The following is a 25,846-nucleotide window of genomic DNA, read 5'->3' on the forward strand; positions in this document are numbered from 1 at the left end:
GAGATAAAAAACATGAGTATTTTGTTAAACAACATCAGCAAAAACTTCGGCAAATTTGCCGCCTTGTACGACGTCAGTTTGGAAATTCCGGAAGGCGAACTGGTAGCCTTGTTGGGCCCATCCGGCTGCGGCAAAACCACCTTGCTACGGATCATCGCCGGCCTGGAAACCCCGGATTTCGGCCGGGTTCTACTCAGCGGCGAAGACAAGACCGAGCAACATGTCAGCCGGCGCGGCATCGGCTTTGTGTTTCAACATTACGCCTTGTTCCGGCATATGACGGTGTTCGACAACATCGCCTTTGGTTTGCGGGTCAAACCGCGCAAGGAAAGGCCAACCGAAGCCTTTATCAACAAAAAAGTGCACGCCTTGTTGGAGTTGGTGCAATTGGATTGGCTGGCGGATCGTTTTCCGGATCAACTATCGGGCGGGCAGCGGCAGCGCATTGCTTTAGCTAGAGCCTTGGCGGTGGAACCCAGCGTGTTATTACTCGACGAACCGTTCGGCGCCCTAGATGCCAGCGTGCGCAAGGACCTGCGGCAATGGCTGCGCAATCTGCATCAGGAATTGCACGTCACCAGTATTTTTGTGACCCACGATCAGGAAGAAGCGATGGAAGTGGCCAGCCAGGTGGTGGTCTTGAATCAGGGCCGTATCGAGCAACAAGGCGCGCCGGCCGATATTTACGATCATCCGGCCAATGCCTTCGTCTCCAAATTCATCGGCCAAACCAACGTTTTCGATCTGTCGGAAACCGAAAGCAATTGGCTGCAACGTGCGGGGATTCTGGCGGAAAAACCGCAAGGCATCTTCGCGCACGTGCGCCCGCATCATATCGACATCGTCAAGGCCGAAGAACCTTTCGGCTCGCCGGTGACGTTGAAAGACTGGCAACATCTGGGCGCGACGATACGCATCGAGCTGTTCAATCCGCAACATAACGGTTCCGGCGCAACACTGTTTGCGGAAATGCCTAACGAACGCTTCAAACAATTGAATTTAAACAAGGGCGACCGCGTGGCTGTGCATATCAAGCAAGCGCATTGGTTTAATTGACAGCATCCCTTCATAGCTCGGGCTATGCCGAGCATAGCCCCGAACAGGCATTTGACACGGTTCACGATTGTTGCCCCATCGCTCAAATCACCCCATGGAAAGACCGATATGAATCTAAATCAGCTTGAATTATTGCGTGTCCTGAAGGACACCCAGTTCAACCAATCCAAAGCCGCGGAAATCATGCATGTCGTGCAGTCGGCTGCCAGCCGGCAATTGCAGTTACTGGAGGAGGAATTGGGCTCTCCTTTGTACGAACGCCACGGCAAAAAACTGCTGGGCTTGACACCGCTGGGTGAGCAGGTGATGGAACAGGTGGACAGGATCAATCAGGCCAAAAAGAACATCCTGTCGATAGCCGACGACTTTCGCGAGAATCGCAACGGCGCTTTACATATCGCCACCACCCATACTCAAGCCAAGTACTTGCTGCCGGAACCGGTGCAAAAATTCCGGGAAAAATATCCGGGCATTACTATCTACATGGTGCAATCCTCGCCCCAGGAGCTGATTGAGCAACTCCACCAGCACCGCGCCGATATTGCTATCTGCACCGAAAAGCTGGATGAGGACGAGAAACTGGTCGTCAAATCCTGCTACGAATGGCAGCACATTGCCGTAGTGCCGCGCCATCACCCCTTGGCGCAAGGCGATGTGACCTTGGGCCGGCTGGCCGCATTTCCGATTTTAACTTACTCGCAAGGCTATACCGGCCGTTCGACCATCGAAAAAGCCTTTAAGAACGCCGGTAAAGAGCTGGACATCACCCTGTCAGCCGCCGACTCCGATATTATCAAAACTTATGTCAGATTGGGTTTGGGCGTGGGGATTATCGCCGGCACGTCATATGAATCGCGCAACGACAATGATTTGGTCGCCAGGGATTTGTCACACCTGATCCCCCGCTCGGTAACGAAAATTGCTTACTTGAAGCAATTATATCTACCAACTTATTTGCAATATTTCATTAACGAGCTGCTTTCCAAAGCCACCAAGGAGCATCAATATTAAAATCCGGCAGGAATTTCGGTTTTTATTTCCATATTTATCATAAGAGCTGCCCTAAAAATTTTGACTTTGCGCTGCTTCACGCAAAAACAAAGACTTACAAACAACCCAACCACCGCAGCAAGCCCGTTGCAACGAGGTAAATCATATTTTTAGATTTATATATCTCAAATAGGCATTACACAAACCTAGGCTGCCCGCACCTGTATTGACAGCCTTCGTTTAAACCAAGTACTTTAAAAAAAATCGCTGACCGGACCACCGGAAGCCAGTACGCCTGAACTCATAAGCAGGCTGCTGGCTTTTTTTTGGCCCGCAGAAAACCGACAGGGAGTAATACCGCCATGACGCATTGGTATCCAGATAACTCGCAATCGATAGGCAACACCCCATTAGTCCGGCTAAACCGCATTACCGACGGTGCGCCGGTGACTTTGCTGGCCAAGATTGAAGGCCGCAATCCAGCCTATTCCGTGAAATGCCGCATCGGTGCGGCCATGATCAACGACGCCCAGCAGCGCGGTCTGCTCACCGACGGCAAAGAATTGATAGAACCGACCAGTGGCAATACCGGCATCGCCCTGGCCTTCGTGGCCGCCGCCCGCGGTATTCCATTGACTTTGACGATGCCGGAGACGATGAGTCTGGAACGGCGCAAATTATTGGTGGCTTACGGCGCCAAACTGGTCCTCACCGAAGGCGCCAAGGGTATGAAAGGCGCGATCGCCAAAGCTGAAGAAATTGCCGCATCCGATCCGGACCGTTACGTATTGCTGCAACAGTTTAAAAATCCCGCCAATCCAACCATCCACGAACTGACCACCGGCCCGGAAATTTGGACCGACAGCGACGGCGCTATCGACATTTTGGTGTCCGGCGTCGGCACCGGCGGCACCATTACCGGGGTTTCGCGCTATATCAAATTCAAACAGCGCAAACCGATCATTTCCGTAGCAGTAGAACCCGAAGCCAGTCCGATCTTGACGCAGTTTCGCGCCGGCGAACCCCTGCAGCCCGCACCGCACAAGATTCAGGGCATCGGTGCGGGATTTGTGCCGGAGGTATTGGATTTGTCCCTGGTTGACGAAATTGCCCTGGTCAGTAACGACGATGCCATAACCTATGCCCGCCGTCTGGCCCGCGAGGAAGGCATCCTGGCTGGCATCTCCTGCGGTGCGGCCGTGGCTGCGGCGGTGCGGGTGGCAAAGCGTCCGGAACACGAAGGCAAAACGATTGTGGTCATCTTGCCGGACTCCGGCGAGCGCTACTTGAGCTCGGCCTTGTTCGAAGGCCTATTCGACCCGCAAGGTGTGGCGCTATGACCTTAACTGAAAACGGCCAACGCTGGGAAATCGATGCACTGGTCGCCGAACTACGCGAACTGCGTCTGCAATCCTTGGAAAGCCGCCACCGCCGCGAACATCCACCCAAATTGCCTTCGCGCAAAGTGTTAAGCCAAATCGTCGACAATTTGGGCGCGGTGCTGTTCCCAAACCGGCTGGGGATGCCCGACCTGACTGACGAAGGTATCGATTATTTTGTCGGCCACACATTGGATAGTCTGCTACGACAATTGCAGCGGCAAATCGGCCTGGAATTGCAATTTGTCGCCGAACAGCAAGGCCTGTCCCTGGACACGCATAGTCAAGCGACAGACATCACTCGGCAGTTTGCAGCCCAGCTACCTGGCGTGCGGCAATTGATCGACAGCGACATTCAAGCTGCTTACGAAGGCGACCCGGCCGCACGCTGCGCCGACGAAGTCTTGGTCTGCTATCCCGGCATCACCGCCGTAATCCACCATCGGCTGGCTCATGTGCTCTACGAATTGGGGCTGCCGCTGGTGGCGCGCGTGATTAGTGAGGTAGCGCATTCCGCCACCGGCATCGACATCCATCCGGGTGCGCAAATTGGCGAAAGCTTTTTTATCGATCACGGCACCGGCGTGGTGATAGGCGAAACCGCAGTCATCGGCCGCCGGGTACGCCTGTATCAAGCTGTCACGCTCGGCGCCAAACGCTTTGACAAAGACGACAACGGCATTCTGGTCAAGGGCCACGCCCGCCACCCCATCGTCGAGGACGATGTGGTGATTTATGCCGGCGCCACGATTTTGGGGCGCATCACGATAGGTCGCGGCTCGACGATAGGCGGCAACGTCTGGCTAACCCACAGCGTCCCGCCCGGCAGTCTGGTCAGCCAGGGCCAAAATCGTACCGAAGTGTTTGCCGGCGGCGGCGGGATTTAATCGCCAATGGCAAATCGGCTTTTTTAAACAAACTTTAAAAATATCTGCAACGAAAACACCCAGTTAACAACCCACCACCCACTAAGAAAGGAAAATCACCATGTCAGACATTCATCAAGCCCATACCGCCTTAGGCGACGTCGCTGCGCGCACCTTATCCAACGCCACCAAAACCGTGCCCATGATGGGTACCATCACCCCGCGCTGGCTGGTGCATTTGATGCACTGGGTACCAGTCGAAGCGGGTATTTACCGGGTCAACAAAGTAAAAAGCGAAACCAGCATTGCCGTGGATTGCTCCAGCCTGGACGAAAAAGTGTTACCGCAAACCTACGTGGATTACGAAGAATGGGGCCGCGAATATCGCCTGAACGCCGTCAACACCGTGCTGGACGTTCACACTCGCGTCGCTGATTTGTACAGCAGTCCTTACAACCAAATCCACGAACAGCTGCGCCTGACCATCGAAACCGTCAAAGAGCGCCAAGAAAGCGAATTGATTAACAATGCCGAATACGGTTTGTTGAACAACGTTGCGCCCGCGCAAAAAGTGCAAACCCGCAAAGGTTCGCCAACCCCGGACGATCTGGACGAGTTGATTGCCAGAGTCTGGAAAGAACCCGCTTTCTTTCTAGCCCACCCACGCGCCATCGCCGCGTTCGGCCGTGAAGCGACTCGCCGCGGCACACCGCCACCTACCATCTCCATGTTCGGTTCGCAATTTTTAACCTGGCGCGGCCTGCCCTTGATTCCGACCGACAAGCTAAAAATCACCAACGGCAAAACCAACATCCTGTTGTTGCGCACCGGCGAAAGCCGTCAAGGCGTGGTTGGTTTGTATCAACCCAACTTGACCGACGAATTGAGCATGGGCCTGTCCGTGCGCTTCATGGGCATCAACCACAAGGCCATCGCTTCCTATCTGGTATCGCTGTATTGCTCGCTGGCGGTGTTAACTGAAGATGCCATCGGCGTATTGGAGAATGTCGAAATAGGCAACTACTATGACTACCAATAACATAGACTTAGCCGGTCTGGCGCAACAAGCGCTGAGCGGCGGCACGTTGCCCGATGGCTTGCCGGATACCGCCGAACTGACGCGCTTGGCCAACCAGTTTTTCCAAGAAATACCTAACGCAGGCGAAGCAATCGATACCGTGCCAGTGTCGGCGGCAACATCAGTTCCGTTCACCAATGTACCGGCAGGTTTCGATTCCCGGCCCGGCATCGACGACAGCGCGATTTCGGCCCTGGTGCAGCGCAGTTTTGCGTTGCCCGGCACCACGGATTTGCAAACCGCCTTGTCCACGCCCATGGGCCATGCGCCGCAACCGCCGACGACTGGCGGTTCAGCGTTTTATTTTTTAAACGACGTATCGGCATTGGCGCGCGCGGCGCAAATACCGGGTTTAGGTTCCGCGCATCCGCCCTTTGATGTGCATGCGGTGCGCAAAGACTTTCCGATTCTGCAAGAACGCGTGAACGGTTACCCGCTGGCTTGGCTGGATAACGCCGCCACCACGCAAAAACCGCAGGTGGTGATCGATCGGATCTCGGAGTTTTATCAACACGAAAATTCCAACATCCACCGCGCCGCGCATGAATTAGCGGCTCGGGCTACCGATGCCTATGAGGGCGCACGGAACATCGTCGCACGTTTTATTAACGCCTCGTCGGCCGATGAAGTGGTGTTCGTGCGCGGGGCCACCGAAGCCATCAACCTGGTTGCCAAAAGTTGGGGCAAGCAGAATATTGGCGCAGGCGACGAAATCGTCATCAGCTGGCTGGAACATCACGCCAACATCGTGCCCTGGCAGCAGCTTTGTGCAGAAACCGGTGCGGTGTTAAGAGTCATTCCGGTCGACGACAACGGCCAGGTGATTTTGGCCGAATATCAAAAACTGCTAAATGCCAAAACCAAGCTGGTGTCGTTTACGCAGGTCTCGAATGCGTTGGGCACCGTCACGCCGGCGCAGGAAATGATCGAATTGGCACACCGGGCCGGCGCTAAGGTATTGTTGGATGGCGCACAATCGGTGTCGCATCTGAAGGTTGATGTACAGACCTTGGATTGCGATTGGCTGGCATTTTCCGGCCACAAAATCTTCGGTCCAACCGGTATCGGTGTGCTTTACGGCAAGGCGGAAGTTTTGGAGGCTACCCAACCGTGGCAAGGCGGCGGGAATATGATCGAAGACGTCACCTTCGAGAAAACCGTCTATCAGCCGGCACCCGCCAAATTCGAAGCCGGCACCGGGAATATTGCCGATGCGGTAGGCTTGGGTGCGGCGCTGGAATATCTGAACAAGATTGGCATCGAGAACGTAGCCCGCTACGAGCATGAATTGCTGGTTTATGCGATGCATGCCTTGCAAGCTATTCCCGGACTACGCTTGATCGGCACCGCGCCGGAAAAGACCAGTGTGGTTTCGTTCGTAATGGACGGTCATAGCACGCAAGATATTGGCAAAGCCCTGAATGAGGTGGGTATTGCCGTTCGCTCAGGCCACCATTGCGCACAGCCCATCTTGCGGCGTTTTGGTTTGGAAAGTACCGTAAGACCTTCGTTGGCGTTTTATAACACTTACGAGGAAATCGATAGGTTATCGGCAACCCTAAAACGGCTGCAGTGCACTTCTCGGAGGTTTTAGACTAGCATTTTGAGGTCAAGACTACAGTCTTGACCTCAAATACTCGCGCTGGACATGCCAACCTATTTCTTAGAAGCATTTACAACGTGAGGAAATGGGCATAAGCCGCTATAAAACCATCTTGATTCTAGGCCTTATATCTTAGCTTATCGGTAACGCCAATTGTCCTGGCGTTACCGAGCATTTACTATCTTAACTACGGGTTTCCGTAGCCAGTTCCAGCACCGACTGCGGTCCGGCCGCCTTGCGTTTTTTCGGCTTAAAGGTTTTAACCAGCCTTTTCCAGCCGACCACCAGCGAACTGGCACCCAGTACCAACCCGAAACCCACCCAGGTCAACATCCAGACATCCCAAATCGGCCGGTGATACAGCCAACCGAAATCCCAATGATGCAAGCCGGAATACAACCAACGAAACACCCGGCGACTGCGATCCAGCTTGGCTAGCAAGCTGCCGTCTTGCGGGTCCAGATAAAACCGGGTACCGGCTTCGTCCGCCAACTGCACCGCCACCACCGGCAGTGGTTTTTCCACCAAGCTTTGATTATGCCGCGGATAATAATAACTGTCGTAGTCGTCCAATAGTTCCTGGCTGGCGATGGGCGTATATTCCGCCACACGCTGAATCGCTTCGGTTACCGAGACCTTATTGAATTGCTGAACCGCCCCATCCACCGCTTGCGGCAATCGCTGACCATCGCGGCTGTAGGCCAATAACACGGCTTCCCCTCCCAAGCGGCGCCAGCCCAGTTCAACAATGTCCTTGCCCTGGGCCGTGTTAAGCGGGCCGGGTTGCCAATTGCGCATCGCATCGGGCAACACCTTGCCCAAATAACGGTTCAGTTCTTGCCGCGTCGGGTTGGCTTCGGAAAATAATTTGCCGGGATTGGTATCGATAAATCCGCTCAACGCCCAGGACAGCGCCACGGTACCACCGATCAAACCGCTCCAGAAATGCCATTTAAACCAAAATTCGCGGTACGGTTGCGTGCGGCCTTGCGAGTAAGTGGGCTTGCCGTTAAAACCAGGCCGCCAGCGCAGCCAACCGATAATCAAACCGGTGATGCAGGCGATAGTCGCGCCCAAGCCGGACCACAGTTGCACATCATGGCGATATTGACCTAGACCGATGGCTTCCAGAGGTTTGAACAAATGCAACCAGTTGCCGGCGTAGTAAAACGCTCTATCGACACGGGTCGAGGCATGCAGTACTTCGCCGGTGCGCGCCGAAATCAACAACTCGTCGCCAGCGTCGCTAGCCACCCGATGAAAAGGCCGCAAGGCATCCTGATTGCGCAGAATAATCGGCGCATCCACCGTTTCCACTACTTGCAAATTCTGGTTAATACCATCGCGCTTGAACCAGTCATCGGCGATGCGTAGCGCCTGCTCTACCGAGGTTTCGCGTAAGCTGCCATCTAACGCGGACAGTGCAAAGCGGGCGCCTTTGCTATCTTCCACCAGCCAAAACGGCTCGTCGTTACGTCTTACCAAGCGGGCATCGGCTATACCGACCACTTGTTCGACGCCATGGCCCACCTCGGCTTTTGCCTGCCCGCCGTGTTCCCCCATGTTTGCCGGCTTTGATTTATGTTGCGCGGCAAACAGCTTACGTTGCTCGGTACTGCGCTCCCAGGCTTCGCCCAGGCTCAACCAGCCCGCTTCCGGGGCCAGGCTTTCCGCATGCGCCAGTTGTTGACTGCGGCTTTGCGTGGTCGGCGTCGAATAGATGATCGCGATGCCGGTAAAAAACCAGAAAAACATGAACAAAGCCAACACCACCCCCAGCCAGCGGTGGGTTTCATATAACAACCAATTCAAAGACTTCTTCATTACCGCCCTCTTAAACACCTTTTGTTGATGACACTATCCGTTGAAAATAAGCTTGTACTTCGTCCCCCTAATGCACACGTCCTTAACCCGTTATTGTCCAGCCTGTGCGGATTTGCCCAAACCTTGCACAATCTCCAAGGCTTTTTCGACATTTTCGGCCGGTTGCAAGTCGCCGACGCTGGCAACAATCTTGCCGTCCGCCGCCACCACAAACGTGGTCCTGGCGATAGAGCCGTGATTGACTTGTACGCCGCGACTATCCAAGCGCCCGGTTTTCGATTCGTCCACGCTTAAGCCGTAAGCATTGGCGATCTTGCCGTCCGCATCCGAGGCCACCGGAAATTTGCTGGCACAATAATCAGGGTCAGCCGAGAACTCGTTTAAACGCTCGATACTGTCCAAGGACACGCCGACAATAGTCGCGCCGGCAGCAGCGAATTTGTCGTGATTGATCGCAAAGGTTCTTGCTTGAATATTGCAGCCACGCCCGTACGCGGTCGGATAGAAATACACCACCACCGGGCCTTTGCCGCGCGCTTCTTTCAAGGAATAGGCAAACGGCTTGCCGGCAAACGAGGCTTGGGTATTGAAATCCGGCGCCACATCACCTTCTTGCAAGCCGGCCAGCGCCGAAAACGCGGCTAACAGCAATAGTGCGCTACCCAGAAAAAAACGTTTCATATCAACTCCGTAAAAAGGATAGGAATAAGCTTCCGGCGGCACACTCATCTGCTTACAACCCCGATAGGTATTCGACCAAGGCATTCAATTCGTCGTCGTTTAACGACTTGGCGACTTTGTTCATCACCGCTTCCGGGCTGTTTTTGCGTTCGCCCAGCTTCCAGTTGGTCAATTGACTGCGTAGATAAACCCGGCGCTGGCCACCTATCACCGGGTAAATGACGTTATCCACCACCTTGCCTTTACCGTTTTCACCGTGGCAACTGGCGCACGCGGGTAAATCCCGCGCCGCATCGCCGTTCACAAACAAATTCTTGGCAAGAGGATTGTCGGCGATCCGCTCGCCGCGCATGACTTTTTGGCTGGCAAAATAAGCGGCGATGTCGGCCATATCTTCTTGGGAAAGATCCGCAGCCATCACATTCATAATCTCGTGACTGCGGGCGCCGGATTTAAAATCGCTGAGCTGTTTAACCAGATAACCGGCGTATTGACCGGCGTGGCTGGGAATTCTGACATCGCCACTGTTGCCGTCCTCGCCATGGCATTCCTGGCAACGTTCGTCAGCCGACTTTTGTTTACCGGCGACCGGGTTGCCGTTGCCGATGCGTTGCAAAGAAAGTTCATCGCCCTGCTCGGCGAATACGGTTTTCGCCGAGGCCAACAAGGCAAAGGTACTGACGGCCAGCCACGGACTGCGCCGACGCCAATGTGCTCTTGCTCTGCGGGGTTTGGTTTCGGGCGTCACAGCAAATACCCAGCGGCAAAACCCCATGCTTAGTTCGCCTTCGATCGTTCAGCGGCGAGCTTTTCCACGATTTCCAGCGCTTTGGCGACATTTTCTTCAGGTTTCAAGCCACCCAAGGTCGCGGCGATTTTGCCGTTCGGCGTGACCACGAAGGTGGTGCGCTCGGCAAAGCCGTGGTTGATTTCCACGCCTCGGCTATCGGTTTTACCCGGCGCGGCGGCTTTCACGGCAATATCGTAGTTACTTGATATTTTGCCGTCCGCATCGGATGCTACCGGAAACTTGCTGGCGCAGTAATTGGGGTCGGCCGAAAAGTCGTTCAGGCGCTCGATGCTGTCCAGCGATACCCCGACGATGCTGGCACCGGCGGCGGCAAATTTTTCGTGATTGACCGCAAAGCTATGCGCCTGCAAATTGCAGCCGCCGGTATAAGCGGACGGATAGAAATAAACGACTACCGGGCCTTTTTTCAAAGCCTCTTCCAGCGTGTAATTAAAAGCCTTGCCGGCTAGAGAGGCTTGCGCTTGAAAATCCGGGGCGGGATGGCCCTCCGGCAGCGCGGCCATCACCGGCAAAGCAAATACGGCAGGCAGCAGGCTTTTCAAAATTAGGTTTTTCATAATTCTTCAATTAGAGGGGTTTGTATTTGTCGTGGCAGGCGCCGCGGCATTGTTTGGAAAAGTCGTTGGCGGCAACGGCAGCCGTATCGAAATCGCCGGCCGTCAGCGCATTCTGAATATTCGCCGCCTTGTCCTGATATTCCTTGGCGTTATGCGTGGCATCATCGGCATTGCCGCGCTTCGCAAAAAAGCCTTCAACCAGTTTGAATTCGTCCTGTAATTGCTTGGCTTGCGTTACCGCGGTGTTGGCGTCCTTGGCGGCAATATTGTTTTGCACTTCCTGAATTTTGGTTTCCACGTCATTCATTAACTCTTCGAAATCGAATTCGCTTTCCGCAATCACCGCACTGCTGCTAAGCACTAACCACACTCCGAAAAGATAAATCGTCTTTCGCATATCACTAACCCTGTCACGGCATTACATACCGCATTAAATTGTTTTCTCGGAACATCTCTAAAATTCCCTCTTCGCCAAACAGGACTCAAACGAAACACTGTCACCCAAGGCCCCCACAAAGGCCCGGCTTCGCGTATTACCGGGAGATATCCGGCCTGCCGTCCATTGGCCCCAGCCTCCTTGCCGGGATAAACGCTCACCTGACAGCGTCGTCCTAACGCCCTGTTTGATAAAGAAGGAATTTCAGAGATGTCCACATTGATTCAAATTCGCGTTACACCAGGCTAATAGCCGGCTCGGCGAATGGCTTACCCGAAAGCGCCACGCCTTCGGGTAAGACTCTAAAGCCCGGCCTTAGGCAATCAATTCCTTGATCACTTTGCCGTACACCACGGTTGGGCGTTCCGAACGGCCTTGATACTTGTAAATCAGTTTCAAGTGATCCAGACCCAACTGGTTCAGCACCGTCGCATGCAAGTCGTAGGTATCCACTTCGGTGCCTTTGATGGCTTGTACGCCCAGCTCGTCGGTGCCGCCATGGGTATAGCCGGCTTTGACGCCGCCGCCCGCCATCCATTGGGTGTAGCCCCAAGGGTTGTGGTCTCGACCGTCGCCGGATTCGCTCCATGGCGTGCGGCCAAACTCGGAGGTCCACACCACCAAGGTTTCATCCAACAAACCTTTGGCTTTCAAATCTTTCAACAAGCCGGCGATCGGTTTGTCGATAATTTTTGAATGTTTACTGTGGTTGTCTTCGATGTTTTGGTGCGCGTCCCAATCGCGGCTGTCGCCTTTGATGTCGGTCGGGCCGGATACGACTTGCACGAAGCGCACACCGCGCTCGGTCAAGCGTCTGGCACGCAACAACAACTCGCCGTATGGGCGGGTGATTTCGTCGTTCAAGCCGTATAGCGCTTTAGTCGCTTCGGATTCCTTGCTGAAGTCGACCGCTTCCGGTGCGGTTTCCTGCATGCGGTAAGCCAGCTCGTAAGATTCGGTGCGGGCTTGCAATTCGCTATCGGTGGGATAGTTGGACGCATGTTGTTGATTAATCTGTTTCAACAGGTCCAGCGCATGGCGTTTTTCCGCGTTAGCTAGATATTCCGGGTTGTTCAAATGCAGAATCGGCGAATTACCGGGACGGAACGGCGTACCTTGATAAACCGCGGGTAAAAAGCCGGACTCCCAATTGGTCACACCGCCGCGTGGCTCACGTTTGTCGTTATATAACACCACGTAGGCCGGCAGATTCGGGTTCGCCGAGCCCAGGGCATATTGCACCCAGGCACCCAGCGTTGGCCGGCCGGGGTTCAAACCGCCGGTGTTCAACTTCATGATAGAAATATCGTGGGTCGCACCCACGGTCACACTGGATTTAATAAATGCCAGGTCGTCGGCATGTTCCGCCAGGTTGGGCAACCAGTCGGAAAACCAGGCACCGCTTTGACCGTGCTGTTTCCAATCGCGTTTGGTGGCGATCAATTTGGTGATGCCCCCTTGTGTACTGGTTTTGATACCTTGCAAAAACGACGCCGGAATACCGGTCCCGGCTTGTTTGACCAATTGCGGTTTGTAGTCGTACAAATCCAACGTGCTGGGCGCACCGGACATATGCAGCCAGATGACGGTTTTGGCTTTAGGCGCAAAATGCGGCGCTTTCGGCGCTAAAGGGTTGGCACCCGCCAAGGCTTGCAAGGCGGGGTCATCGGCAAAGGCGCTGGCAATGACGCCACCGCCCGGCAGAAAACCGCTGACAGCCAAGCCGCCCAAGCCATAGCCGGTTTTTACTAAAAAATCGCGACGTGATTTGTTGTTCATTATCTAAACCTCTTGAATATTATTTTGTATCGGCAACTGTTTCGGGTTCGGTAGGCGCCTGCCGATTCGGCAGACACCCACTTAAACCGAGTCGTATGTATCGTTAAAACCGGTAGATAAACTCGTTGGAGTTGGCTACGACATGGACCAAATCCACGAATGCAGCAGCTCTAACAGGGTCACCCAGCGGCTTGTCCTTAACGCCGGCCGGCACGTTCACTTCAAATTTGCCATCGGCTGCCTTAGCACGAATGATGGCTTCCTGTTCATTCAAGAAGGCCTGCAGCGACTCTTTTTCATCATCCTTCGGTTGCCGCGCAAACAAGATTTGATACAGTCTGCTGATCCGATCTTCTTCGTCTTCACCCGCCTCGTTGATCACCCGGCCGGCCAAGGATTTAGACCAATCGAAAATCAATTCGCTGTTGTACAAGGTCAGGGCTTGCAGCGGCGTGGTGGTTACCTCGCGTTTGCTGTGCGCTTCCTGCGGCGACGCCATGTTGAAGGAGTCCAGAATCGGATAAGGGATACTGCGCCGGGTAAAGATGTATAAACTGCGGCGGTTCTGATCGTGCACATCCTTGGAGGTTTTCCAGGCCGGATCGCCTTGGAAGTTGCCGCTGGCGGTGTTAATCGCTTTCGGCAAGGGTGGGTAAACACTAGGGCCGCCCACTTTCTCTTCCAATTTGCCAGCCGCGGCTAACAAGGAATCCCTGACTTGCTCCGCTTCCAGACGTTGGCGCGGAAACACTGCCAGCAACTGGTTTTCACCGTCTGCTTGGGCCACATCTTCGCGGTAAGCGGACGATTGACGGTAAACGCTGGACAACAAAATTTCGCGGTGCAGTTTCTTCACGCTCCAACCGTCGTTGACGAATTTATGCGCCAAGTAATCCAGTAATTCCGGATGCGTCGGTTTTTGGCCGGCTTTACCAAAATCGCTGACGGTGGTCACGATGCCTTTACCGAAATACTGATCCCAAATCCGATTGGTAAATACCCGAGCAGTCAATGGATTGGTTGGGCTGGTAATCCATTTAGCCAGCGCTGAACGGCGACCGGATGAAAACGGTAACGGTTTGATGTCAGGTTTTTCGTCAGTAATCGCTTCCGGGAAAGCCGGCTGGACTTCTTCCAACGGTTTTTCGTGATCGCCCACCGCAAATACGTAGCTAGGCGGCGCATCCGGATGACCCAGTTCGGTCATCGCCGAAATGGTGTTGGAGGATGTGGTGGGTTTCAGATCGCTGAATTTTTTAAGTTCTTTATCCAGTTTTTCCAACTCGGCCCATTGCTCGGCAATCTTTGGATCGCGAGTTTTAGCATCGGTACTTTCGCCTTTTTCGCGAAAATACGATTCCAAGCTGCCTTCGTCAGTCACATTAGCCAAACGATGGTTTACCCAACGGTCGCGAGCGGTCCATTGCTCTTTGGGTTTGAAGATCGCTTCCCGCGAGTCAGTCAAATAACGTTCCTTATGATATTTAAGTGCCTCTTCCCTATGTGTATCGATAATGGCCTTTTTCTTGGCGCGAATATCTTTAGTCGCCTCTTCCCATTTGGCGTACTGCTGTTCGTAAGCTTTTTCCACCTCGCCTTTCTTAGCGGGGATATTGTCTACCGGCGCGATGTTGGCAAAGAACGACTGTAGCGAGAAATAATCTTTCTGGCTGATCTTGTCGAATTTGTGGTTATGGCAACGCGCGCATTCCACGGTTTGACCCAGCACCACCTTGCCCACGGTATCGGTAATATCCGTGGTAATTTGGTATTTGCGCTGCACCAAGTCGCGGGAGTTGCTGTTATCCGGGAATTGCGCCATGAAGCCGGTGGCAACCAAGGCTTGTTCGTCGCCCGGCCACAATTCGTCGCCGGCTAATTGTTCCTGAATAAATTTGCTGTACGGCTTGTCCTGATTAAATGAGTTAATCACGTAATCGCGGTAACGCCACATGTTCAAGCGGTCGTTATCGTTTTGAAAACCGGTACTGTCGGCGTAACGTGCCAAATCCAGCCATTTACGCCCTTGACGCTCTCCGTATTTCGGCGAAGCCAACAAACGGTCAGCCAATTTTTCGTAAGCATCGGCCGATTTGTCATTAACAAACGCATCGACTTCTTCCGGGGTTGGAATGACGCCCCAAACGTCCAGCGTGGCCCGGCGAATGAACGACGCGCGGTCGGTATCTTGCGATGGCTTGATGCCTTTGGCTTCCAGAGGCGCCAACACAAAAGCATCGATAGGGGTTCTCACCCAATCCTTCTGCTGCACGTCAGGAACGGCCGGCGCTTTTACCGGCTGATACGACCAGAGCTTGGATTTGGATTGTCCGGCTGGCGCAGCCGCTTCGGTGGCCGGCTTTTCATCGGCTGCCTGGGCTGCGTCTGAGAGCGCAATTGCCAGCCCCCAGACCACAGCGCAATAGAGTTTGATTTTCATTGAATTCCTCCAAAATGTCAGCTTGATGGAACGAAGCCGGGATCACCCAGCCTCATTCGGAAATTAACCTTTGTGCTTATGGCCTTTGCTGTGCTCTTGCTCTGTGGCATGTTTGTAGTGGTCAACTTTTTTCGGACACCAAAATAGGTTGTTGATCTGCCATTTTCATTTCATAGCCGTTGGGCGGCAGGTAGCCCAATGACGAATGCAAGCGCCGACTGTTGTAGAAATTGACGATATAGTCGGTCACGTCTCGGATGGCCTCGGTATGGTTGGCATACTGGCGGTGCCAGACGCGCTCCATTTTAAGATTCAGAAAGAATCGCTCCATTACGGCATTGTCCCAGCAGTTGCCCTTACGACTCATGCTGCCCTGAAAACCATGATGGGCCAGTAACGCCCGATATTCGTGACTGGCGTACTGACTACCCCGGTCGGAATGGACGATCAGGCCCGGCGGCGGTCGGCGCTGGGCGATGGCGATTTGCAAGGCGGTGCAGACCAGTTCTGTCGGCATGTTGGGTGCCATGGCCCAACCGACGATTTTGCGCGAATAAAGATCCAACACCACCGCCAGATACAGCCAACCGCTCAGGGTCCGTATGTAAGTAATGTCCGAGACCCAAGCTCGGTTGGCCTCGGCTTGCTCAAACTGGCGATCCAACACGTTCTCGTACACCGGCAGGTTGTGGTTGCTATCGGTGGTATGCACAAACTTGGGTTTCCAGATCGGCTTGATCTGGAGTTCCTTCATCAGGCTGCGCACCCGATGACGGCCAATCTCGATTCCCTGTTCCGCCAGTTCCTTGCGCAGACGACGACTGCCATAGCATTGACCGGTGGCTTCGAACAGACTGCGCAGTCGAACCCGCGTGCCGCAAAGCGCTTGAGGCTGCCGTGCTCGTCTCTGGGCCGCATACCATCCCGACCGACTGACGCCCAGTAACTGACAACCCTGCTGCACCGTGACGACCTTCTCTGCCGTTAACTGGTGAATCACTTGGTGTTTCATCGCAGTTCCTTGGCAAAGAAGGCCGAAACCTTTTTTAGCAATTCGTTATCCGAACGCAGTTGCCGATTTTCTAATTCCAGCTGCCGAATCCGCTGCTGGTCAGGGGTTAACGGCTTACCTATGCCCGGTTGACCGGATTGCTCGGCCTGCACCTGCTTCAGCCAGCGACGTACCGCAGTCTCGCCCAGCTTCAGCTCCTGACAAACCTGAGGAACCGTGAGTCCCTGTTCATGGATCATTTGTACTACTTGCAGCTTGAACGCCGCATCAAAACTTCGCCTTTCTCGTTTCATTCGTTTCACCTTGAAGGTTGATAGTTTATCAACCTATTCGGGTGTCCGTTTTTATTAGACCACTACAGTTCTTCAGGCTTAGGCGCGGGAGGAACGATTTTGGTAATTTTGCCGCCCTCCTCTTCATAGTTTTGCGAACCTATCGCACCCACCACTTTGAATCCCTTCTCAGCCAACAAGTCGGCGGATTTACCGGCACGGCCAGCGTGATTGGAGACGGTGACGATGGAGCGCTCCTTAGGAATAAACGGTAAAACTTTATCCAGCTCATCAATTTGTACGTTCAAATAGACGGGAAAGGTACCGATCTTGCTGATTTCATCGGGACGACGCACATCGATAAACAACACTTGCTCGGGCTTGGCGAGCAAGGCATCGATTTCAGCGCGCTTCAATTTTGGGGTTTTATAGGTATAAGGCCGCGCAGCCGGCGCCTCGGTTTTTTTGCCTGCATCCGCGTCGGCGGCAAACGCTACCGGAGCGGCCAAGATCAGAGCTAATAAAGCAGCAGTGGTCGTGTTTTTCATCAATATTTCTTCCTGTTATTAATTTTGCTAACTGCACGGTTTAGCGCGCGTAAATAAGGTTCCTCATTAGGTAAAAAGCAACTAGCATGCCACTCAAAAAACACCTGCCACCAAAAACGATAATTAGCTTGTTAATCATTGATTTAAAACGGTATATTTATTCCACACCCCATTCAATAACACTTGATAAATCCATAAATATCCAAGTAAAGCCCAAGCAACTGGTGGAAATTCAGCAGGGGCGCAACATGCGCTGTTGCTGGGCTAGCACCACACCAACCGTTGATTAACCCGGCCCGATTTATCCCTGATGCCCCGTTCGGGCTGAGTTCGTCGAAGCCTGAGGTGCTTGGCCATTCGACAGTTCCCTCAAAGGCATAAAGGCGAGCGGTACTGAGGGCGGTGTTGATAAAGTGGTTTTGGTATGAAGAAAGGAGGCATACAGATAGGCCGAGCAGGCACTTTGTAACTTCCCGATCTGCGAAACTTGGATCTCGGCAAAAAACACCGGACAAAAAAAACGGGCAAAGGATAAATCCTTGCCCGTTAGAGGTTATCACCACGAGAGCTTGATGAATGATTGCGGTAGCCTTTAAATTCGCCAGCGCGACGATGGTTTAAGAGTCCGGTTAATTCAGATGCACCAACAGCACCATGTTATTTCGGCCGACTGCTAATACCGGCAGTCAGCAACGGAATTTTATAGGCCGCGCCGCGACCGACTACATATAACGTTTTCTTATCGATACCGGCGAATGCCAGGTTTTGCGGCTTTTTGGGTAGCGGAATCACGCCCAGAATCTCACCTTTAGCACTGATGATTTCCACGCCGGAGTTGGAGGCAACATACAATCTGCCTTCATCGTCCAATGCAATGCCATCGGCACCACTGGACCAAGTGCCGTCTTCACCTTTTTTCCAACCGTCCAACTTGGCAAAATTACGGCGATTCTGAATCGAGCCGTCCGCAGCAATGTCGTAAGCCAAAATGTGTTCGCCTTGGGTATTAGCAACGTACAAGACCTTTTCGTCCTTACTCAATTGAATCCCGTTGGGACGCTCAATATCGGTAGCCAACTGCTTAAGATCGCCGCCCGGTGAAATATAAAACACGCCGGGATGCGATGGCGGCGGATTAGGATTTTCCTTACTCGGCCGGGTACCGCTGTCGGTAAAATAAATGCCGCCATTGCTGGCGCGCACTAAATCGTTCGGACGCTGAAATGCCGTGCCTTGATAGTTTTCGGCCAAGGTGTTTTTCTTGTTAGCCGGATAAATCACGCCGACTTTGGTCTTTAAAGTTTGTACCGCGACGATTTCGCCATCGGGCGTCAAAGCCAGACCGTTAGCGCCGTTGGAATTTTCAAGAAACATCGATACTTTATCGTCCAAGCCGATACGGATGATTTTGTTGGCTTGGGTTTCGGTGAACAATAAACTGCCGTCGGTATAGCCAATGGGTCCCTCCGTGCCGTTAAAGCCATCCTTGATTAGCTCGGCAACCACGCCACCGGCGGAGACACCGGGAATAGCCGGCGTAACCGGGTCGTCAGCGCAAGCGGCCGCCGCGTATATCAACGCCCCAAAACCAAGTAAATATAAGTGTTTAGATAACATAAGTATTTCCTTTGCAAATGTTTCGATCAATCAGGTTGCCGAGCGGCGCTCTAACCGCCCGGCGACTATTCAAATTAGAATTTGGCTCTAAAGTGCACCCCGTAGTAACGCGCATCGCCGAATGACGCACTAGCCGCGCCGGTGCCGGAAAAGTTACTGGCATTGGTAAAGTAGATGGTGTCGAAAATGTTTCTACCGACCAAATCCAGGTTGTACTTACCATTTTTGGTACCCACACCAATCCCGCCGTCGGTGACGTGATAGGCATCCTGCTTACCGTAACGCGACAAACTGGCGTTGTAGTTAGCCGCCGATTTAAAGCTATCGATCAGATAGGCATGCCACTGTAGACCGTAGTCGTTACCGTAACCAAAGGTGAGCGGTGCCCGGTAATCTATTCCGTAGTTGGCGGTAAAGGCCGGTGCGTTGGGGATGGTTTTGCCGGTCTGATCGCAATAACCCGTGTTATTAGCCTCCGGCGGGCAAGGCGCGTTGGCAAAGTCGGTATAAATGGCCTTGTTATACGAACCATTCAGGAACACATTCAAACCTTGAGTAATATCCCAATTGGTTTCCAACTCGATACCGCGCAATTGGATACCGCCAATATTGCCCAGCTGAGACAAAAATTGGCCTGAGCGCAATGGATCGGGCGCAACCAACTGCGATTGAAAACTTTGAATATCGGTTTGGTATAAGTTGACGTTGAACACCAGCTTACGATCCAGCCATGTACTCTTAAAGCCAAATTCGTAGTCCATCACGTCTTCCGGTTTGACGTTTTCCGTGGCCCCGGTATTAAAGTTGAATTGCGCGGCACCGGATTTTTGGCCACCGGCCACCGAACCGTAGACCATCAGATCTTTATTGACCTTGTAGCTGGGATTAATCAGCCAGTTTTGCGAGTTCTGATCGAAACCCTGACGCGGCGCATCCCATTCCGGCCCCAGACGATTGCTGCGGATGGCTTTGGCAGCGGCAATTTGCGCCGCGTTGGCGCCCAATGACGCGCCCAAAGTATCCAGATTGACCCCGCCTAAATTCCGGCTGTAACCAGTGTTCTCCCGACGCTCAAAGGTGTTGCGCAAGCCCAAGGTCAAGGTCGCATCATCGGTGACATGCCAGTTGATCTGACCGTAGCCCGCATAGCTATCGGTGGCCGGCACAACGTTTTGCGTCAACATGGTATCGCGCATGGACGCCGCCAATAATTGCCGGGACGCCGGAGTGGCATTCAATAGGGCATATTGGCTGTTGCTTGCGTGGAAGGCGCCAGCATCAACGCCGAAAAGGCGTTGATTAAACGTATCGGCGATAGCCCGCATCGCAAATACCCCAAATTGGTAATCGACTGGCCCGGGATCTTTAGACGCCAACCTGAGTTCCTGCGACCATTGCTCGTTTTTAACAGTCCAACCGGAGATGCGCTCGACGTCAGCGGTGCTTGATTCGCCATCATGATTCGGTTCAAACAACGCATCCCGATAAGCGGAGATAGAGGTAAAGCGATGTCCTGCCACATCCCAGTTAATTTCGGCGGACACACCCGACCCGTCGCCGCGCGATTGGCGTCTTTCATTATTCGCCATCGCCCTAGGATCGCCGATGACGGTCACGGCTTGCCCGTTGCTGCGCAGTGTATTAAACCAATCCCTGGCCAAGCGGGTGCTGAAGGTCGTAGTCCGCAGGGTACCATCATCAAATCGCGTTGGATCGGCGATGAGTGGTTGCACACTCATGGTTTGGGTCGAGGCGGTTTTATCGACAATCAGCCGCGCGCTCAAATCTTCGCTCGGCGTAAACAAAAATTGCAAACGGCCGCCCAGGGCGTTGGTTTCGCCTAAATCACCCTCGCTACGATGCACATCAAAGTTCTTTACAAAACCGTCGCGCTTATCGATAAAACCCGAAGCCCGGTAGGCTAATAAGCCGGGCAAGATGGTGCCTGTGGCGCCGAACTTGCCTTGCAGCGCATCGCGGCTTCCGGCAAAACCATCCACGTAATAGCTGTTTTTAAACGACGGTGCCTTGGTGGTAATGTTCAGCAAACCCAGGTTGCTGTTTTTACCTTGCAGCGTACCTTGCGGACCGCGTAACACTTCCACCTGATCCAGGTCGGCAAAGTTGGCCCAGGCCGCCCCGGTCCAGGCCCGCCAGACGTTATCCACCATCACCCCAACACTGGGTTCCATGGATTCGTTACCGCTGTTTTTACCCAAACCCCGCAAAGCAATACTGGTTTGCCGAGCGTTAGCCGACGTGACACCCAGGTTGGGCGCGCGCCGCGAGAAATCTTGTACCGACACCACGTTATCCCGCTCCAGTGTTTCCCGGTTGATTACCGCCACCGGAATCGGCACTTCCTGTAACTTTTCTTCCTTACGTCGAGACGTGACGACCACTTCCGAAAGGTCTTGCGGCTCGTCGGCTTTTTCTTCCGGCTCCGGCTCAGCAGCGGCAACGACATTGTCAGGCTCCTGGCTGCTTAACGCAGCTGCGTCGGCGTTGCCAACCGCAGCAGGCGCGGCCGCCACGCCTTTCTTGAGCAGATCCTGCTCACGCCGTTTTGAGGCTTCCAGCTCCCGGCTCAAGCGCTCGACTTGTGCTTGTAAATCGCTAACCTGGGTATCGGCAACTTGTTTGTTTCCGGTTTTTTTCGCGCTCTTTTTTACCGATGCCGTTTGGGCGGTCGCATCGTTAGCAAGTAACATTGAACCACCTGCTATTGCCATTGCCACGCACACCGACAAACCGCGCCGATTGCTGATGTGCAGCGGCACTTTCACCGTTTCAATGTTGTCTGCCGACAGACTCCCAATTGAATATTCCTTCACGATCTCACCTATTCGAATGTTACAAAAACCAATTCGAGCCAACGCCACGACGACGCCCGCAATCCGAACTTTCTGTAACGCTCAACGCAACGACCGTGCCACAGGATGATAAACATCCGCCTAGCCATCCATTAATTAGATTTAAACAATTGAATTTAATAACTAACTTTAAAACCCAATTTATCCATCCCTCTAACACCATAAGAAAGCCGCCAGCTGAAAAACTGTTGAAAGGTCATCAGTCCTTGCTGACCATCTGTCTGCCTGTCAACAGTTCTATTCCAAGTTTACGAGTTGGTCTGAATGGCATTTTTTGATCGGTCTTTCACCCTAAATTTTTCCGCTTAGCTGTATACCGAACCAGCGTGGATACGGGTCCGGCCCGAACGAGTTCCAGCCGACTTCATGAGCCCTATCGTTGAAGATGTTTTTACCGATCAAGCTTAAATCCCAGTGCTTATCGCGGGTGCCGATACCGATCGCCGCGTCGGTTCGCGCTCTATCGCCGACCCAACCGTACGCCGATAAGTTATCGGTGTTATTAAACTCGGTTTGGTAATTGGTATTAAAGCTGGTGTGAGCGATGTATTTGCTCTCGAAAATCGGCTTGGTATATTCGGCGCCGACGTTGAAATTCCACTTGGAAGCGCCTGGCAAATACTGGCCGGTCATATCCACATAATCCGCCGATACATATCCCAGCTCATCGGGTTTGGGCGCGTTTTTGTAATCCAGGTATTCGGCAACGTTATAGGCACCGTTGAAGCGGATCGACAAATCGGGAATGGTATTGATCACGCTGTCCAGTTCCACACCATGTACACGCACCCGACCGACATTACCCTGCGATGAGGTATAGGCCGTCAAACCGGAGCCGCCTGGCTCCATATTCACTTGGGTTTGGAATTCGTCCACCACCTGCACGGCCTGCTGGTAGTTTTTTATATCCATCACGAAGGCATCGACATTGAGCACTATCGACTTGTCCAGCCAGAATGATTTCAAACCCAGCTCCAATGCATGGGTTTCTTCAGGCTTAACCGTAAACGGTCGGCCATTGACCGGCGCGACCGAACCGGACTTTTCGCCGTATTGCCAGGATAGGTAAGTAGTCAGGTCGTCGTTGATTTTATAGCTGGGCGACAACTGGGCGGTATACAACACGTCCTGGTAATCGTCTTCGACGGTTTGGTTCAAGCGACCAATCTGCGAAGCCCGCAGGGTTTTGGCATTGGCGACCATGGTTTTCTGCGCGGCAGTCAATGCGGCATAGCTGGAGCCGCCAAAATACCGCGCCGCCAAGGAGTCGGCCAGCGCGGTTTGCTCCGCACTATTCACTACAGCGTCGCCGGCCACAACAGCAGTTTGCGCCGCATTGAGCTTACCGTAGTTTGCGGTAGAGCCGTAGAAGGTGTTAGTAACTGTTTTATTGGTCCCATCGGGATTTTTGTCGATCACCCCGTCGCCATCCTGATCGACCGTAAAAGACTGGGCGGTATCGGAGTTAAAGCCGCCAGTTGCTACATCGCGGACAGTTACAGGATTAAAAGCCCCACCCACACCGTTTCGGCCGATAATCTTAAAGTTACGCGACTTACGATCTTCATGTGTGGCGCGTACCCCGGCGGTGAGGGTGAATTTATCGGTAAAGTGCAAATCCGATTCGCCGTATAAGGCGCCGGATTGGGTGCGGATCTCGGTAGATTCGAAGGTGCGCGCATCCTGCAACAAGTCTTTTAGAATCGCTTCGCCGGCGCCGCGATTGCTGCCGGCGTTTCTATATAAGGCATTGTATTGGCCATTGGTGGCAAACCAGGCGCCGGCGTCGGCGCCCCACCCGGCTTTAGAGTCGACGTTATCCTTGGTCCATAAACCGATCACGCCGGCCTTGTAATCCAGAAAGCCGCCCGGTTTGTTGACGATTTTAAATTCCTGCGTCCATTGATTGTATTTAACCCCGCCGCCGCCATCGACACTGATGTCAAACGGCGTACCTTCGTCGTTGTGCGCATCGAAGCGATACTCGCGCACCCCGGTCCTGGAACTCAACACATGATCGCCGACTTCCCAGTCGATTAAGGCCGCCGCGCCCTGATTGTTGACGGTTTGGCCTTTATTTTGGTCGAACCAGACGGTGCCGCGTTGTTCGCCGCCAATGTAGTCGTTATAGGTAAAGCCCCGATTAGCAAAGTATTGTCCGGCTGCCGCCCTTGAGCCTACGGCGCTGATCGCCCCCGGACTGGTGGTATCGGTCAGCGCAAATTGATTGCTGTGACTGAAATAGCCATTGAGTTTGGAATAAGCGGACGTGCCGTTTCGGTCGGTGAGGCTACCGTCGGTAAATCTGAAAGGCTGATCGTGGTAGAAGGTCAAACCGTTTTGCAGCTGCGGCTGTTTCGGCTCAAAGTCGGCGATGAATCTGGCCGTCAGATTGGACGTTGGGGTAAATAGCAACTGGGCGCGACCACTCAAGCGATCGCGGTTGTATAGCGTGTAATTTCTGTCGTATTCGTTTTCGTAAAAGCCGCGGGCCTTGTCGACGATAAACGAACCGCGCCAGGCCAGAAAATTATCGATTATCGTCCCACCCAAGGCACCTTGCAATATCAGCGACTCCCGTTGCCCATAGGCAGCGGACAATTCTGCCGTGGGTGCGAAGGTCGGTAGTTTAGAGGTGACATTAACCTTACCCGAGCTTGCCGCTAGACCGCCTTCGGTACCGCGCGGCCCGCGCGTTACTTCCACCGCTTCCACGTCGTAAAAACTGAAGTTAGCCAGCTGCGTTAAGGCGTACGGTACGCCGTCCACTGTCACACCGACGCTGGGGTCCTGGGTTTCGGTGAAACTTCGTTTACCCAAACCGCGCACCGATAGCGAGGCACCACGCGTGTTGTTCTGGTTGAATTGTACGTTGGAAGCGCGGCGGGTGATGTCGCCCAAGTCTCTGGACAGCTCCCGGTTAAGTTCGGTACCGGATACCACCGATACCGATTGCGCGACTTCGTGTAATTTCGCCAATTTGGGTTTGGCCTTCACAACCACTTCACCCAAATCCTCTTTTTGGTCTTCGTCGTTCTTGGCTAAAGCCTCAGCCGGCGCTTCATTCTGCGCGGCAGTGGTTTCTGTAGAGGTTACAGCGGCTCCGGCTGGCGCAGAACCTATTGCACCTTGCTTGATAAATTCCAATTCACGTTGTTTGGCGGCGGCAAGCTGCTGACGCAAAGCCTGATTTTCCGCTTCCAAATCGCTAACCGCTTTGCTATTTACGCTTTTGCTTTTGCTGTTTTTTTTCGGCGCGGCTTCCACGTCAAATGCCGATACCAGGGACACCCCGGCGATAGCCATTGCCACGCAAGTCGATAACCTACGGCGCGCACTGATTGCTTGAGGAACTCCATCCTGTCGAGTAGCGCTTACTGAAAAAGCACTTGCTAATTTATCGCTCACTATTCCACCTAAACGAATGTTAAAAAAAATCGATATGAACCAACATCAAAACTCTGCCGGCAACAAAATAAAACCGGCTCTAATATCAATTTTGCAATAGGCATGCCAGCAGTAAGTAAATAGCGCTAACAGGCGAATTACATTCGCAAAATAATTCACAACTACATGTTTTTATTTATTTTTTAAATTTTCTACAAGTTATTAATCAGCGAGAACAAACAAAAAGTCACTCAGCGTTTTTACGTAAAACTGCTGAAACTCAAACAGCAGCTGCTGACAGAATGAATAGCCTTTGTTGTTAGCCTGAATCAGCCTTGCTGAGCACCTGATCGGCATCTGTTGAATTAGAAATACAATTTGCTGGCAGCCTGCCCGCCATTCAACAAGCTCAGCCAGAAGCCGATATATTCCAGATCAATTTGCAGCACGGCTTGCTTGAAAACATTTCCCGGCAGCAACGGTGCATTGATGGCAAGGCCTTGATTCACGAGGCCTTTATCGGGTTTTAGTTTATTAGGTGGAGGTTTTCGGCAGGCAAATGGATTAAATTAAAATTGTTGGCTTGATCATTGCTTACAGCCATCCTCGAGCACCAGCACAGCCATCAGCCCGTTCA

19 protein-coding genes are annotated in these 25,846 nt (G+C 53.2%); 6 read left to right on the forward strand and 13 right to left on the reverse strand.

The window, feature by feature from the left end; translation table 11 throughout:
* Positions 1–12: 12 nt before the first annotated feature.
* The 6 genes from G006_RS0101420 (at position 13) to G006_RS0101450 (ending at position 6,963) form a co-directional block, all read left to right on the forward strand.
* Positions 13–1,056, forward strand: a complete 1,044-nt coding sequence (locus G006_RS0101420; protein WP_026146766.1) for a sulfate/molybdate ABC transporter ATP-binding protein — start codon at positions 13–15, stop codon at positions 1,054–1,056.
* A gap of 108 nt (positions 1,057–1,164) precedes the next feature.
* Entirely contained in the window at positions 1,165–2,067 is a 903-nt protein-coding gene (locus G006_RS0101425; protein ID WP_020481373.1) for a LysR substrate-binding domain-containing protein, read from the forward strand.
* A gap of 341 nt (positions 2,068–2,408) precedes the next feature.
* Entirely contained in the window at positions 2,409–3,386 is a 978-nt protein-coding gene (cysK, locus tag G006_RS0101435) for a cysteine synthase A (protein ID WP_020481375.1), read from the forward strand.
* Positions 3,383–4,312, forward strand: a complete 930-nt coding sequence (epsC, locus tag G006_RS0101440; RefSeq protein WP_020481376.1) for a serine O-acetyltransferase EpsC — start codon at positions 3,383–3,385, stop codon at positions 4,310–4,312. The genes cysK and epsC overlap by 4 nt, the downstream gene beginning before the upstream one ends.
* Before the next feature lie 100 nt (positions 4,313–4,412).
* A complete protein-coding gene (locus G006_RS0101445) occupies positions 4,413–5,330 on the forward strand; it encodes a family 2A encapsulin nanocompartment shell protein (RefSeq protein WP_020481377.1) in 918 nt (305 codons plus the stop codon).
* Entirely contained in the window at positions 5,317–6,963 is a 1,647-nt protein-coding gene (locus tag G006_RS0101450; protein WP_020481378.1) for a family 2A encapsulin nanocompartment cargo protein cysteine desulfurase, read from the forward strand. The genes G006_RS0101445 and G006_RS0101450 overlap by 14 nt, the downstream gene beginning before the upstream one ends.
* Before the next feature lie 192 nt (positions 6,964–7,155).
* Here G006_RS0101450 and G006_RS0101455 read toward each other — a convergent pair whose 3' ends face one another.
* The 13 genes from G006_RS0101455 to G006_RS28570 all read right to left on the reverse strand — a co-directional run bounded on the left by G006_RS0101455 (position 7,156) and on the right by G006_RS28570 (position 25,718).
* Positions 7,156–8,796, reverse strand: a complete 1,641-nt coding sequence (locus G006_RS0101455; protein WP_020481379.1) for a PepSY domain-containing protein — start codon at positions 8,794–8,796, stop codon at positions 7,156–7,158.
* Between the two features lie 90 nt (positions 8,797–8,886).
* A complete protein-coding gene (locus G006_RS0101460; RefSeq protein ID WP_026146767.1) occupies positions 8,887–9,477 on the reverse strand; it encodes a peroxiredoxin in 591 nt (196 codons plus the stop codon).
* 52 nt (positions 9,478–9,529) lie between these two features.
* Positions 9,530–10,225 (reverse strand): c-type cytochrome, encoded by a 696-nt coding sequence (locus G006_RS0101465; protein ID WP_235048808.1) that lies wholly within the window; start codon positions 10,223–10,225, stop codon positions 9,530–9,532.
* Positions 10,226–10,254: 29 nt separating this feature from the next.
* Positions 10,255–10,845 carry a peroxiredoxin gene (locus tag G006_RS0101470; protein ID WP_020481382.1) on the reverse strand — a complete coding sequence of 197 codons (591 nt, stop codon included), beginning with the start codon at positions 10,843–10,845 and terminating at the stop codon, positions 10,255–10,257.
* A 10-nt stretch (positions 10,846–10,855) separates the two neighbouring features.
* Positions 10,856–11,206 carry a hypothetical protein gene (locus G006_RS0101475; protein WP_020481383.1) on the reverse strand — a complete coding sequence of 117 codons (351 nt, stop codon included), beginning with the start codon at positions 11,204–11,206 and terminating at the stop codon, positions 10,856–10,858.
* A 390-nt stretch (positions 11,207–11,596) separates the two neighbouring features.
* Complete coding sequence (locus G006_RS0101480; protein WP_020481384.1) at positions 11,597–13,060, reverse strand: DUF1501 domain-containing protein; 1,464 nt, start codon at positions 13,058–13,060, stop codon at positions 11,597–11,599.
* Positions 13,061–13,163: 103 nt separating this feature from the next.
* Positions 13,164–15,500 (reverse strand): DUF1549 and DUF1553 domain-containing protein, encoded by a 2,337-nt coding sequence (locus G006_RS0101485; RefSeq protein WP_020481385.1) that lies wholly within the window; start codon positions 15,498–15,500, stop codon positions 13,164–13,166.
* Between the two features lie 121 nt (positions 15,501–15,621).
* Positions 15,622–16,805, reverse strand: a protein-coding gene (locus G006_RS0101490; RefSeq protein WP_235048809.1) for an IS3 family transposase whose coding sequence is annotated in 2 segments (ribosomal slippage) — positions 15,622–16,541 and positions 16,541–16,805 — 1,185 coding nt in all. Because the reading frame shifts where the segments join, the coding sequence is not laid out codon by codon here.
* A 62-nt stretch (positions 16,806–16,867) separates the two neighbouring features.
* Positions 16,868–17,332 carry a rhodanese-like domain-containing protein gene (locus G006_RS0101500; protein ID WP_020481388.1) on the reverse strand — a complete coding sequence of 155 codons (465 nt, stop codon included), beginning with the start codon at positions 17,330–17,332 and terminating at the stop codon, positions 16,868–16,870.
* 657 nt (positions 17,333–17,989) lie between these two features.
* Positions 17,990–18,949 carry an SMP-30/gluconolactonase/LRE family protein gene (locus tag G006_RS0101505; RefSeq protein ID WP_020481389.1) on the reverse strand — a complete coding sequence of 320 codons (960 nt, stop codon included), beginning with the start codon at positions 18,947–18,949 and terminating at the stop codon, positions 17,990–17,992.
* A 74-nt stretch (positions 18,950–19,023) separates the two neighbouring features.
* Positions 19,024–21,783: a TonB-dependent receptor gene (locus G006_RS0101510; RefSeq protein WP_231499583.1), complete on the reverse strand. Its 2,760-nt coding sequence runs from the start codon at positions 21,781–21,783 to the stop codon at positions 19,024–19,026.
* Positions 21,784–22,113: 330 nt separating this feature from the next.
* Positions 22,114–25,128: a TonB-dependent receptor domain-containing protein gene (locus tag G006_RS26800; protein WP_020481391.1), complete on the reverse strand. Its 3,015-nt coding sequence runs from the start codon at positions 25,126–25,128 to the stop codon at positions 22,114–22,116.
* A 446-nt stretch (positions 25,129–25,574) separates the two neighbouring features.
* Positions 25,575–25,718 carry a hypothetical protein gene (locus G006_RS28570; protein WP_020481392.1) on the reverse strand — a complete coding sequence of 48 codons (144 nt, stop codon included), beginning with the start codon at positions 25,716–25,718 and terminating at the stop codon, positions 25,575–25,577.
* Positions 25,719–25,846 lie beyond the last annotated feature (128 nt).

Origin of the sequence: Methylomonas sp. MK1, assembly GCF_000365425.1 — a bacterium.
Classification (GTDB): Bacteria; Pseudomonadota; Gammaproteobacteria; order Methylococcales; family Methylomonadaceae; genus Methylomonas.

Coding starts and splice junctions, on each gene's coding strand:
- G006_RS0101445 (WP_020481377.1), top strand. CDS start 4,413: ATGTCAGACATTCATCAAGCCCATACCGCCTTAGGCGACGTCGCTGCG.
- G006_RS0101480 (WP_020481384.1), bottom strand. CDS start 13,060: ATGAACAACAAATCACGTCGCGATTTTTTAGTAAAAACCGGCTATGGC.
- G006_RS0101420 (WP_026146766.1), top strand. CDS start 13: ATGAGTATTTTGTTAAACAACATCAGCAAAAACTTCGGCAAATTTGCC.
- epsC (WP_020481376.1), top strand. CDS start 3,383: ATGACCTTAACTGAAAACGGCCAACGCTGGGAAATCGATGCACTGGTC.
- G006_RS0101450 (WP_020481378.1), top strand. CDS start 5,317: ATGACTACCAATAACATAGACTTAGCCGGTCTGGCGCAACAAGCGCTG.
- G006_RS0101500 (WP_020481388.1), bottom strand. CDS start 17,332: ATGAAAAACACGACCACTGCTGCTTTATTAGCTCTGATCTTGGCCGCT.
- G006_RS0101460 (WP_026146767.1), bottom strand. CDS start 9,477: ATGAAACGTTTTTTTCTGGGTAGCGCACTATTGCTGTTAGCCGCGTTT.
- G006_RS26800 (WP_020481391.1), bottom strand. CDS start 25,128: ATGGCTATCGCCGGGGTGTCCCTGGTATCGGCATTTGACGTGGAAGCC.
- G006_RS0101470 (WP_020481382.1), bottom strand. CDS start 10,845: ATGAAAAACCTAATTTTGAAAAGCCTGCTGCCTGCCGTATTTGCTTTG.
- G006_RS0101485 (WP_020481385.1), bottom strand. CDS start 15,500: ATGAAAATCAAACTCTATTGCGCTGTGGTCTGGGGGCTGGCAATTGCG.
- cysK (WP_020481375.1), top strand. CDS start 2,409: ATGACGCATTGGTATCCAGATAACTCGCAATCGATAGGCAACACCCCA.
- G006_RS0101455 (WP_020481379.1), bottom strand. CDS start 8,796: ATGAAGAAGTCTTTGAATTGGTTGTTATATGAAACCCACCGCTGGCTG.
- G006_RS0101505 (WP_020481389.1), bottom strand. CDS start 18,949: ATGTTATCTAAACACTTATATTTACTTGGTTTTGGGGCGTTGATATAC.
- G006_RS0101425 (WP_020481373.1), top strand. CDS start 1,165: ATGAATCTAAATCAGCTTGAATTATTGCGTGTCCTGAAGGACACCCAG.